We start from the raw sequence: 11,886 nt of genomic DNA on the forward strand, positions 1-11,886 counted from the left end.
GGTCCGTTGAAATCGGAACGAAGCGGGATCGCTGAAGCCATGGCAAACCTCCGTTTGCCTCCATCGATTCAGACTTCGCCCGCCTTGGGAACCCCTACAGAGTCAGCTATCGCGCACGTTGGTATAATGCCGATCGCCGGCGAACGTCATGTCGGCAACCTGTTTGCGGCGTTTGAAAAGCACGCTCCCGAGTTGCGTAATCTTGCGACGGCGTTCTCAGCCGCCTGAGCCGGAAAGGCGAAAACTCCGGCAGCGGTTGCCGTCAGCGCGCAGCGCAGGGTCATAGAATCAGTCTCCATGAGCAACTCTACGCTTTCGATGCAGCTGAGAAGGACACCGTTCGGCATCACTGCCATGGCATACTGCTGCCAGGCTTGAGCGAGCCTTGCAACCAAAAGCCATCAACGCGCGCTCCTGTAGGGTCCCGTGACGTGTCCCCCCGAGTTTGGACGGTCCAGCTGGGTAATTTCCGGGAGGCGCGTCACCCGCTACTCGACGGTCACGGACTTCGCCAGGTTGCGCGGCTGGTCGACATCCGTGCCCATCTGCACGGCCGTATGATAGGCCAGCATCTGCAGCGGGATGGCATAGATGATCGGCGTCAGAATCTCCGACATGTCCGGCAGGACCACCGTGCTTGCCATGTCGCTCCCGGCGCTGGCGGCGCCCTTGGCGTCGGTGAACAGGATGATCCGCCCACCGCGCGCCGCAACCTCCTGCATGTTCGACATGGTCTTCTCGAAGCTGCGGTCGTGGGGTGCGATGACCACCACCGGCATCGTGTCATCGATCAGCGCGATCGGCCCGTGCTTGAGCTCGCCCGCCGCATAGCCTTCGGCGTGGATGTAGCTGATTTCCTTGAGCTTCAGCGCGCCCTCCATGGCCAGCGGATACGAGAAGCCGCGACCGAGGAACAGCGCATGACGCTTGGTCGCCATCTCGCGCGACAGCGCCTCGATGGTGTCCTCCAGCGCCAGCGCCTCGTTGGCGAGCCGCGGCACCTCGGCGAGCGAGCGCGTCAGTTCCAGTTCGCGCTCCGGCGAAATTACGCCGCGGGCAACGCCGGCATGGATCGCCAGGGCCGCCAGGCTGATCAGCTGGCAGGTGAAGGCCTTGGTGGAGGCTACGCCGATCTCAGGCCCCGCCAGCGTCGGCAGCACGACGTCGCTCTCGCGGGCGATGGTCGATTCCTGCACGTTCACGACCGAAGCGATGCGCAGCCCCTCGCCCTTGGCGTAGCGGAGCGACGCCAGCGTGTCCGCCGTCTCGCCCGACTGCGAGACGAACAGCGCCAGGTCGACGTCGCCGAGCGGGCTCTCGCGGTAGCGGAACTCCGACGCGACGTCGAGATCGCAGGGGATGCGCGCATAGCGCTCGAAATAGTAGCGCCCGACCAGCGCGGCGTAATAGCCGGTGCCGCAGGCCGACAAAGCGATACGGCGGACGTTCGAGAAGTCCAGCGTCTGGCCGTTCGGAATGCGGGTGCGGCCGGTGGTCATATCGACGAAGGCGCCGAGCGTGTGGGAGAGGACCTCCGGCTGCTCGTAGATCTCCTTCTGCATGAAGTGGCGGTGGTTGCCCTTGTCGACGTAGAACGCCTTGCCAGTGGAGCGCCGCACCGGGCGGATGACCGGATTGCCGTGTTCGTCGAAGATCTCGATCGTCGCATGGCGGAGCACCGCCATGTCACCTTCCTCGAGATAGCGGACGATGTCGGTGAACGGCGACAGCGCGATGGCGTCGGAGCCGAGGAACATCTCGCCCTCGCCCTCGCCCACCGCCAGCGGGCTGCCCCGCCGTGCGCCGATCAGGAGGTTTTCTTCGCCGTCGAACAGGAAGGCGAGCGAAAATGCGCCTTCCAACCGCCCGAGCACGGCCTGCACGGCCTCCTTCGGCGCCAGTCCGCGCTTGAGCTCGCGGTTGACGAGATGGGCCACGGTCTCGGTATCGGTCTGGCTCTCGAAGACCGCGCCATCCGCCTCGAGTTCGGCGCGCAATTCCCGGTAGTTCTCGATGATGCCGTTGTGGACGATGGCGAGCTTGCCGGACAGCGGATCGCCCTCCAGCCGGCGCTGCAGATTGACCAGCTTACCCTCGGCCCGGCGCCGCGTCAGCACGCCGTCTTCGAGCGTTGCGACGCCGGCGGAGTCATAGCCGCGATATTCGAGGCGCTTGAGCGCGTCGACTAGGCGGCCTGCGACGGGTTCGTGACTGACGATGCCGATGATGCCGCACATGGTGGAACGAGCCCCTGTCTTGTCGCGCAAGGCCGCCACGGCGGCCTGCCGTCTCTACCGCAACGCACGCACCGCGGGGATTCACGATTGGTGACCGGAAATTACGCCGCGCTGCCGTTAACCTGTTCTCACGCGCGCCATAGGCACCGAAACTTCTTGGCCGTCGATTAGAACGGGCAAGGTTCGGCTGCGGGGCATTTTCACTCGCTTACCTTGATGAAATAGGACGCCATTTAGGACAGCGAACATCAACAGAATCGCAAATGTGCGAATCGGATAATCGACTGTCGAATGTATCAAGATGATTGCGATGGCTATGGCGGCTGAGCGCTTGAACGGATCGCTCCATGAGAGCCAAGCCTGCCGAACGAACAGCGCAAGATACAAGACGATCAACATGAGGGCGAGGATCCCGCCCTCGAAAACCAGCTCCAGATAATCGTTATGAGCGTGGTTGACGTACCATCGCTGGATGTCCTCGGGCCGCATGAACATCGGATAGGCGTCGGCAAAAGTTCCGTAGCCGACACCCATCCAGAAGTAGGCACGAATTCCTTCTAGCGTTGTCATAGCGAACTGATAGCGTGTGGTGGCCGACACGCTGCTTTCCATTGAGACTTGGTTCTGGAAGCCGACGAGGTAGACGGCGACGAGGAGTAAGCCGCCAAGTACAGCATAGAGCGACAGGTGCCGTCGCTCCATCAATCCTAGAGCGGACGCCACAGTGACAACGAGACCAAGGCCGACGCCAGCCATCGAGTTTGCGGCCAATAGAACGAGTAGGACTGCGCAAAGCGTGCCAACCGCGAACCGTTTTCTCTTCTCGTACAAGATGCTGAACATCAGAAACGGAATGAATACGACAAGGAACGTCGAGAAATGGTTCGGATTCACGAAAAAGCCGCCGGCAAGCGGGTAGTCGAACAGGCCTTCGCGGATCCGGGTTCGGGAGCTGAACTGCACCGCACCCATCAATAGATTGCAGTAAAGCGCAACGTAGAGGAATGGCATCAAGGCCCTGACCTGAGTGTAGCTCAGCGACAAGGCGACAAAGAGAACCATCAACGCGCAGAACGCCGAGAGCAAAACGCGCGATGTCTCTATGAAGCTCGAGGTCAGGAACATCGGGCCGAGGCCGTCGGAGTCCAGCATGCCGAGCGGCAGCATCTGAACTAGGACACATAGAAGGATGAGGATCCCAAACACAGCCGGCAGTGTGCCAACGCGTGTTAATTGGATATCCGGCAAAGCAAGGCCGAACACCAGAAACGCGGCAAAGATCAGCAGATCGCCGTTAAAGTTCGAAACGGTATCACCGCCCACGATCGCTGCCCCCAGCATCAGCAGGCCAAGGGCTATCTTGACGACCCGGCCCCGGCTTTCATTCTGCAAGGAATTGTCTCACGCCGATCTCGTGAACGGTCAGGGTCCCCTCATAACGATAGCGCATGCTGGGGGCAACAACGCCAGTCGAAAGTCGCAGCCGCTGGCCCTCGCAGCCCTCCTCCGGCACATCAAACGCCGTTGACGTCAACTGCTGATCGTAGCGACCCGGCTCGACCACAAGCTCCGCCAAGGTGGTTCGCGCACTCGCGCACGTTACCGTCCAGGTTAAGCCTTTCGGAGTTTCCAGGCTACGGGCAGAACTTTTGGTGGAAAGCTCGTAGACGCCTGCCGGAAGCATGAGCATCTGTTGAGCGATGGTTCCCTTCACGGGCTTGCGACGGAACTCGATGCGCAGGCCATCGGTGCCGCCGGGTCCTCCGCCTGGCCCGACCATCGCCGCATCCATGCCCGCCAGGCGCGACAGGCTCCAGTCGAACGGCGATGAGGCACTGGTTTGTGCAAAGGTCGAGTTGGTTACGTAGCCGATATTACCCATAGTCTCGGTTGCACGCGTAAGAACGAAGGCCTGATATGCCAACTGCGACTGGCCCTTGCTCAAAAGCAACGCTATCACTCGATCCACCTCACTATTCGCGACAGGCGGATCTGCCTCGCGCAAATCCAGCAGGAGCCGATAGGCCACCGCCGCAGTTTGCGCATCGCTTGCCAGGAAGGTCAGCAGGCGGCCTCTCCAGGCGGCATCCCGTTCGGCAGCAGCAAGGACAGCTTCATATCCCTTTGGCGCTGCCATCAGCGATGGAAAAACCTCCGAGAACTCGCTGAACCGCCCGGGCCAGCGCTTTAGAAGCACGCTCATCCGGCTCAGCGCCGACGCGATTCGCCCTTCGCTCAGTTCAAGCGTGATCAGCCGTTTCAGACTGTGCAATTCGGTTGGCGACTGCACCAAGGCGGCCAGAAATAGATCTGCTGCCTTCTCGACATCACCTTGTCGAAGCACGATCTCCCCGAGCAGGCTGTCTGCGCGAGGATCAACGGGAGCAAACCGTTTGACGAACTCCAGGTCCGCCACGAAATCAGGTGCCGAAGCGCCAGTGTCTGGATTGTTCAGCGCGACGACTGTTCTGCGTATCCGGGCATCAGTGTTTGCTGGGTTCAGAGCGACCGCAAGGTTGGGATCGTCGATTTCGAAGGACCGACTAAGCCCGTCAAGCAGAGCCAGACAGGCCATGGGCGCCAAGACGGCGAAGCCAACCAGATATCTTCCTTTGGGTCCCACTGCGCTTTTCCCCGCCGCTACCCTCTTCAAGGCGCTCTATCTGGCCGCCATAGTCATAGTAGCTGGCGTTAACGTAACCATACGCATAGTTATAGTCGAATTTCTGAACCGCGAACTTCGTCAACGCGACCCCTAAAACGTTCGCACCTGCAGAACGCATCCTTTTTAGTGCCGCCGCTGCCGCTTTCCGGCCAACCTGGCCTGAAGACACCACCAACAATGTGCCCTCAGTTAAGCGGCTGAGAATAGGGGCATCGGAAAGACCAATCACGGGCGGTGCATCAATTATTATCATATCGAAGCGCTCGCCAAAAACCCGCATCAATTGCGCCATTTTCGGTGAAGACAGAAGGTCGGCAGGATTGGGGGGAAGGGTTCCAGAGGTCAGAAGTTTGACGTTGTCAAACTGTGTGTTTTTGATGATCTCGCGCATATCTTCCGAAGAGACCGTGCTAGTTAACAGGTTGCTTAAGCCCATCGTATTGGATGCATTGAACAACCGGTGCATGTTCGGCTTGCGCAAGTCAGCGTCGACCACAAGAACTTTACTTCCTAGAACGGCAAAATCCTCGGCCAGTTTCAGGGCGCTCGTCGACTTTCCTTCCGACGGCTCGGAACTGGTAACTAGCAGGCTTTTTGGGTTTCCGTCGGTACCGGTAAACTGTAATGCCGTGCGCAAAGACCGATAGGCCTCAGAAAGTCCGGATTGCGGATTTATCCGCGCCTCGGAAATGGCTTCCTGGGCGACCGCTGGCAGGATCCCGAGGATAGGCAGGCGCAACTCCTTCTCCACTTGCTCCGGCGCAGTGAAGGTGTTGTTCATAAGCTCTCGAATGTAGATGAAGGCTCCCGATCCGGCCATAAACAACGCGAACGCGACCGCCATGTTGAGGGGCATTCTAGGAGAGAATGGAGAGCCGGGCGCAACGGCTGGGTCCACGATTTCCGCATTCTGGTTGCGCAGTTCGGACCCGACGCCAACGTCGTTCAGCTTGGAAATGAGGCTGTCGTATTGCGAGCGGTTGGAATCCACCTCCCGCTTCAGGATCGTGTACTGGATGTTGCGATCCTGAAAATCCGACTGCTGAGCTTCAAGCTCGGCGAGCTTCTGCCTCAACTGCTCTTCACTGACCTTCGCATCCTCAAATTCAAGGCGTATCGAGTTGGTGACAACGCCAATCGCCTGCTCGATCTGGCGCTCCAGCTCAGCGATCTGCGTCGACAACTGCTGCATCTCGGGATAGGCCGGCCGCAAGGTACCAAGTTTCTGCTGGTACTGGCTCCGCAACTCGGAAACTTGGTTCCGGAGCTTTTGGATACCCTCGCTCTCAAGGACCTGTGGAAGGTACCCGCCCTGCCCGGCATCGATCTGCGTCACCCAACGCCCTTTATCGAGCCGCTCACGAACGGCGGTCGATAGCGCCTCGTTGATGGCGCGGATACTGTTCAGGATCAGGGACGAGTTGTTATCGTCGATCGTCAGCCCAGCGGATTTGGCATAGGCGACGAGCTCTTCCTCCGACGTCTGCAACCTCTCTTTGACCTGCAACACCTGCTCTTGAATGAATTGCCGGGCAAGGGCGGAGGTATCACCGGTCTGGTCGATCCGCTGGTCTATGAAACTCTGTGCAGCCTGGTTCGCGATGCGACTGGCCATTTCCGCGCTTTGATCGCGATAAGTCACCTGCAGGAGGCTGGTGTTGGCGACAAGTTCGGCCGCGAGGTTGCTCTGAACCCGGGAAATGGCCAACGCCTCCCGGCGTTCCGGCTCGATGTCGTCGAGAGAGCGGGGACCCGAACTGCCGAAAGCGCGGTCTAAGAGGTTGGAGAGCGCAATTTCCGGTTCGGGGAACAGGAAGCTGGCATTCTCGCTCAGATTAAGTTCATAGACGACGCGCTCGGCCAGAGCGCGACTGCGGATCTTTTCGCGGGCGGTAAGGAAGGCGCGGATATCGGTGCCCTCAGACACGACCTGCATGTCGTCGAACACCTTGGCGGAGGGCACCAGGATTTCGATACGAACCGAAGCGGCGTATCTCGGGGTCTGCATCAACGTGAAGACGGTGCCGGCAACGAGCGAGAGCGCCGCCATGCCGAGGATCAACCATCGATACTGAAGAACGTAATAGAGGAGGCGCAGGGGATCGAAACCGGCATCGTCCTCCGGCTGCGGATAGCCGGGTTCCGCTCGGCTGTAGCTGGCTCGGTAAACGGGATCGTAGTGGTCGAGAGCAGATTCCGCGCCGATAACCCCAACGTTCCGGCCGCTCGCGCCTATGTCACGTTGCATTGTGCTTACCTGTGCTCTCGGTCACGCGTAATCCTGCCTCATGGTATGACCGCGAGCCGCGCCGCGCTGCTCGCCAAGCCGAATGCTTCCTTGAGGTTCTGAATCGCAACTTTGCGCGCCGAACTGAAGACCACGACGGTATCACCGCCAAAGACCCTTGGATCAGTCCCTTTGCCGGCACGTATATCGCTGACGTTGACGTTGGTCACCAGCCGCTGATTGCCGTAATCGCGAAACAGGTAGACCTGTGTCGCATCGGCAACCGGGCGGAAGCCTCCTGCCTGCGCCAGAACCTGCAGGAGCGATGATCCAGCCGTCACCGGGTACAGCCCGGCGCGCGCTACCTCACCATCGACCGTCACCTTCTGGCCCGCCGATTCCTTCACGAAGACCGTGATGTCGGGAGATTGAAGATACTTTGCGCCATAACTGCTCTCGAGCTCCGCCTCGAGAGCGCGAACACTCTTTCCGGCAGCAGCGACGCTGCCGACGAGAGGCACCGTGATCTGCCCGCTCGAATCGACTTGGACCGTACGGTCGAGATCGTCGACTTGAAAAACGTCGATCTCCAGCACGTCGTTGGGAGACAAAAGCTGGTCTGAACCGTCGCGGGTGTTGATCGGCGGCGGCAGGCTTTCGACTAGCCTGAGGCTGTCCGTTGCCGTGCCGGCCGATGCATAGGCGCTGGAAGTCTCTGGACTTGCGGCAGCCAGGCTCGGGCCGCTGTCACTCGTGCAACCAGAGAGCGCCACAGCGACGGACAAGCCGAAAACGGCTTTAGCGGGAAAATTGCAAGAAGCAGAACCTATCCGTCGGACCATACGACCCATTGCCTCCATCATGCCCTGGCCATCATTTTCATCAACCGCCGCAGAGGCGTATGACGAACAGCGCCTGGAACTGCCAAAGATCGCTCCACGTCTTCGCTGCGAAGAATTGCACGCGGCCTGCTTACAAACATCTTTTCGGCCTCGGCATCGCCGAACCGCTGAGAAACGGTAGAGCGCGCCAGCGAAAGCACGGGGGGGCGCGAAGTCAAATTGTGAGCATCGCTGGCAATGACGTCGCACAGACCCTCGTCGAGGATCTGGTCCGACAATCTCTGCGCACTGCGCCCAAAATTCCCCGTAAGAGAACCGGCCGTCAACTGCATCAAGACCCCCCTCGCGGCCAAGGCTCGGATGACACCGAAATGGCCCTTCACCCATGTAAGTCGCTCGGGATGCGTCAATATCGGTGTGAACCCGGCAGCAATAAGACTCGCACAAAAGTCCAGGAGCCGGGGGGGCAGAACGTGATGCGGCGGCTCAAACAGAAAATATCGACTGCCGTTCAGGACTGGAGGAGCCTCTCCCTGCATCCGCTGCAGCAGATCCGGCGATATGTGGACATCCGCTCCGACAACCAATTCAAGGGGAATTTGCTGCTCTATCAGCAAAGCCTGCAGTTCATTGACGCGTACTCGAATATCTGCCGGCTCGTTTGGGTAGACACCCGGGACGATGTGCGGCGTACAGGCCATGACCTCTATGCCGTCGGCAACGGCCATCCTGGCCATGGCAATCGACATCTCTACAGAACCCGAGCCGTCGTCGATGCCGCTCAGTATATGACTATGAAGGTCTATCACGAGGGACCCGATTGAACGATCAAATCCGTCCCAGAAGACGGTTTACTGCCGGATGGCAGGCGCGTCGGCATGGGGATTCGTCCTTCGGTGGACTGGCAACGACCCTTGAGCAGCGCGCCGCTACTCGCCGAGGCTGACCGGCGGCGAATTGTCGCTGTCACTGCCGGCTGCGATCGCGATGATACCACCGATAGCCCCGACACCCAATGCACCACCAAGCAGCGCCTGATTAGGCACGCCCGAGATAAGTTGCGTCCCGTCATCGGACAAATCGGAGGCCTGGCCATTCGCGCCGGCCTGACCGTAGCGACCGGTGGACGAAAACGTCGTCGACGGGCTGTCCGCAAGCGCGGTCGTGCGGACGCACAAGGAGCCTTCCTTTGCCCCGACCTCGACGGTGGAGGCGGCGGACAGCGAAAGCTGGCAACTGGCTCCGACCAGGATTGCACCAGCACCTGCCGGCCCGACCAGAATACGAGATCCCACGATCAGGGAGGATCCGACGGTTGCGGGCGCAAGCCCTTCCGCGACGCTCATCAACACGTCGCGGTTGGCGGCCGTGATCGAACCGACCACAGCCTTCTCGGAAAGAGGCTGAACGCAATTGCAGGGCGAAACACCCTCGGCACTTGCTGGTACTGCGACCAACAGGGCAACCGCCATTGTCACCAGAGCACCGCTTGTTTTCCGCATCGCCAAACTCTCGTCTCACTCGATGCCGAATTGGCATCTCTCTTCAACCACGTAACGGAATGTGACTTGGTACGCAATCCGAACCAAACGGGCATCGGCTCTATGAGCCCTTCGTAAGGGTTTCTGCGCGCAACCGCGGCCCTCGGAGTCGCCGGGCGGTCCGAGCAAGTCGAAACGCCTAACTTGTTGATTCCAGCGATCCTTCGACCTGACGCCGTACCTGCAGAGACCTTGCCGGGACGCGCGCTGTAGCCGTATGACGATTGAGTTGTGGCCGAGTCTCGCCAGAACATTCCGAGCGACGTGTCTTATCGGTGACTCAGCCAGATCGGTTCTGTGGCTTTGCGTTCCTGCTCCTTCGAAGGACATGGTCGAGACCTGGTTCGAGGACAGGCATCGGATCGCGACGGAACCATTGAGCGAACGCTGGCGGGACCGCTGGGCCACGGCCGGGCACCGATGAATGCGGGACGATAGCGGGCCCTGTCCTCGCTTGCGCCTGCGGGCGGACCGGCGGCTCGCCGGGCCATGGTGTCCGCTATCGAGGTCGGCCGGCCGCCGCCACCCCGTCAAGCGCTCTGGCTCTGCGCAAGCGATGCTGCCGCCGCAACTGCTGGTGCGGTAGCCGACGTTATCGGGCGTTTGCCGACGCTCGCACCCGGTAGGAGGTCGCTTACTCGAGAAAGGCGAAAACACCCCCGGGCACAGTAGCGCTTAGCATCGTAGCGGCTCAGCATTTTCAATGTTAGGACATCGCATTGAGCCAGCGAAGCTGAGGCGATTAGGAATGACCAGCGCTAAGAAGCCCTCCCAAAAGGCTCTCCAAAAGCTCCCAGAAAAGTCCGCCGTTGTGGCGTCTCCGGACGGCGGCCAGCCGAGCAAAGCGCCGGCCCTGGGCGCGGAGCAGTACCGTGAGATGACGGGGAGCGGAAATGCGTCGCTCGCGCTCAATCTTGTCACTCAGGTACGAGACAGCCTTTGGCTGCCACGGGGCATTTCAGCAGAGGAACGTTCCAGGCGGACTTCCGCGGCTCTTGGCCAGCTGCGCGATCTCAAACCTGCAGATGCGCTCGAAGGTATGATCGGCGTACAAATGGTGGCAACACACGCAGCGGCAATGGAGTGCATGAGGCGAGCAATGCTCGAGGGGCAGTCTTCTGCGCTGCGAGATCAGGAACTCCGAAACGCCCAGAAACTCCTCAACCTCTTCACGCGGCAACTCGAGTCCCTCGACAAGCACCGCGGCAAGGGGCAGCCGAAGGTGATGGTCGAGCACGTAAACGTTCACTCCGGCGGCCAAGCCATCGTCGGAAATGTAGAGGCCGCTCGGGAGGCTCTCCCCGCCCCGGATACGAGGCGTTTGGAAAACAAGCCCGGGATACCATTGCGACCGGCAGAAGAGGCGCTGAAACTCGAGCTGTCTCCTGCGAAATCTTCCAAGAAGCGGTGACGCATCAACGAAACACGAGCGCGATGCGTGGCAGTCAGCGCTGCGGCGCAAGAACGCGCGTCGGCGGTTCGTGCCTGGCTCCGGCAGTGTCCGGCAAGCAGCGCTGCAGGATGCACGGCGGCGCAGCTGGATCCGGGGCGCCGGTTGGGAACCAGAACGCGCTGAAATCCGGATTGCACACCCGGGACGCGCGCGAGATGAAGCAGCACGTGCGGATGCTCATCGAGATGAGTAAGGACAGCCTCGAGGAGTGACGCTTTTTTGCGGCTGAACGCCCCAGCCCCTCTTCTCCCCATACCTACACCTCAGTACGGATGCGGATGCCTGGATCATCGTCAGGGGCGCCGATGAAGATTATTCCTGCCTTCTCAAACGCCGTCCTGATGGATACGAGATGCCCTTTGCGCGATCTTGGGACACCGCTCGCCAATTCGTAGCGTTTGATGGTTGCGGGCGAGACTTCCGTTCGTATCCCTAGTTCCTGGACAGACCACCCCAAGGCGCCGCGGGCAGCACGAATTTGCGCCGACGTGATTTGGCTGGATTGCATTATGATCTATTTTGGTTCATATGAATCGCAATGCTCAAGGAAAACTCATCGTTCGATTGGAGACAGGCGTTCGCGCGTCTTGAGGGAGCCTACGCTCCTTCGAGCATACGAGCGTACTTTTCCGATGTCGAAGCATTCGTCCAGTGGTGTCATCAACGCGAACACCAACCTTTTCCGGCCGACCCGCTGATTATATGTGCCTTTTTATACGCTCAGTCAGCCTCTTTGGCCGTCTCAACGGTAAAACGGCGCTTATATGCAATCCGCAGAATTCACAGACTGCTGAAGCTGGACACCCGCAAGAACCCTCCGCTTTCGGTGGTTTTTGCCGCGGGGATCATCCGGAGACGCGAGTCTGGCGCCGTCCTTGGAGCGATCCAAGGGTTCGCATGACGTTTCTGCCCGTTTCTGAG

At 60.1% G+C, this 11,886-nt stretch carries 12 protein-coding genes; 4 read left to right on the top strand and 8 right to left on the bottom strand.

The genetic code is table 11. From position 1 onward, the window contains the following. Window positions 1–228 (top strand): hypothetical protein (locus GTW51_RS23720; protein WP_203566266.1); only part of this gene is annotated, 228 nt, incomplete at its 5' end. 260 nt (window positions 229–488) lie between these two features. On the opposite strand, the gene glmS is transcribed toward GTW51_RS23720, so the two are convergent. The 7 genes from glmS to GTW51_RS22560 form a co-directional block, all read right to left on the bottom strand. Further along, window positions 489–2,237: a glutamine--fructose-6-phosphate transaminase (isomerizing) gene (gene glmS / locus GTW51_RS22530; RefSeq protein WP_163046272.1), complete on the bottom strand. Its 1,749-nt coding sequence runs from the start codon at window positions 2,235–2,237 to the stop codon at window positions 489–491. Between the two features lie 117 nt (window positions 2,238–2,354). Then, complete coding sequence (locus GTW51_RS22535; protein ID WP_163046273.1) at window positions 2,355–3,629, bottom strand: O-antigen ligase family protein; 1,275 nt, start codon at window positions 3,627–3,629, stop codon at window positions 2,355–2,357. Further along, window positions 3,619–4,821, bottom strand: a complete 1,203-nt coding sequence (locus GTW51_RS22540) for a tetratricopeptide repeat protein (RefSeq protein ID WP_163046274.1) — start codon at window positions 4,819–4,821, stop codon at window positions 3,619–3,621. Before GTW51_RS22540 ends, GTW51_RS22535 begins: the two co-directional genes overlap by 11 nt. Further along, window positions 4,790–7,150 carry a GumC family protein gene (locus GTW51_RS22545; RefSeq protein WP_163046275.1) on the bottom strand — a complete coding sequence of 787 codons (2,361 nt, stop codon included), beginning with the start codon at window positions 7,148–7,150 and terminating at the stop codon, window positions 4,790–4,792. The genes GTW51_RS22540 and GTW51_RS22545 overlap by 32 nt, the downstream gene beginning before the upstream one ends. A gap of 38 nt (window positions 7,151–7,188) precedes the next feature. Beyond that, complete coding sequence (locus GTW51_RS22550) at window positions 7,189–7,992, bottom strand: polysaccharide biosynthesis/export family protein (RefSeq protein WP_246233365.1); 804 nt, start codon at window positions 7,990–7,992, stop codon at window positions 7,189–7,191. Beyond that, complete coding sequence (locus GTW51_RS22555; RefSeq protein ID WP_343034093.1) at window positions 7,989–8,780, bottom strand: tyrosine-protein phosphatase; 792 nt, start codon at window positions 8,778–8,780, stop codon at window positions 7,989–7,991. Before GTW51_RS22555 ends, GTW51_RS22550 begins: the two co-directional genes overlap by 4 nt. Window positions 8,781–8,900: 120 nt before the next feature. Further along, the gene (locus GTW51_RS22560; protein WP_203566267.1) at window positions 8,901–9,473 is read right to left on the bottom strand and encodes a hypothetical protein; all 573 of its coding nucleotides are present in this window, start codon (window positions 9,471–9,473) and stop codon (window positions 8,901–8,903) included. A 787-nt stretch (window positions 9,474–10,260) separates the two neighbouring features. Between GTW51_RS22560 and GTW51_RS22565 the strand changes: the two genes are divergently transcribed. Both GTW51_RS22565 and GTW51_RS22570 read left to right on the top strand, forming a co-directional pair. Continuing rightward, entirely contained in the window at window positions 10,261–10,923 is a 663-nt protein-coding gene (locus GTW51_RS22565; protein WP_163046278.1) for a hypothetical protein, read from the top strand. Window positions 10,924–11,009: 86 nt separating this feature from the next. Beyond that, window positions 11,010–11,177, top strand: a complete 168-nt coding sequence (locus GTW51_RS22570; protein WP_246233366.1) for a hypothetical protein — start codon at window positions 11,010–11,012, stop codon at window positions 11,175–11,177. A 44-nt stretch (window positions 11,178–11,221) separates the two neighbouring features. Here the strand turns inward: GTW51_RS22570 and GTW51_RS24745 are convergent, their stop codons facing one another. Next, complete coding sequence (locus tag GTW51_RS24745; RefSeq protein WP_163046280.1) at window positions 11,222–11,473, bottom strand: helix-turn-helix domain-containing protein; 252 nt, start codon at window positions 11,471–11,473, stop codon at window positions 11,222–11,224. 30 nt (window positions 11,474–11,503) lie between these two features. Here GTW51_RS24745 and GTW51_RS24750 point away from each other — a divergent pair, with 30 nt between their 5' ends. After that, window positions 11,504–11,866 (top strand): site-specific integrase, encoded by a 363-nt coding sequence (locus GTW51_RS24750; RefSeq protein WP_163046281.1) that lies wholly within the window; start codon window positions 11,504–11,506, stop codon window positions 11,864–11,866. The last annotated feature ends 20 nt before the right edge of the window (window positions 11,867–11,886 follow it).

The organism is Aurantimonas aggregata (assembly GCF_010500835.1).
Taxonomy (GTDB): Bacteria; Pseudomonadota; Alphaproteobacteria; order Rhizobiales; family Rhizobiaceae; genus Aurantimonas; species Aurantimonas aggregata.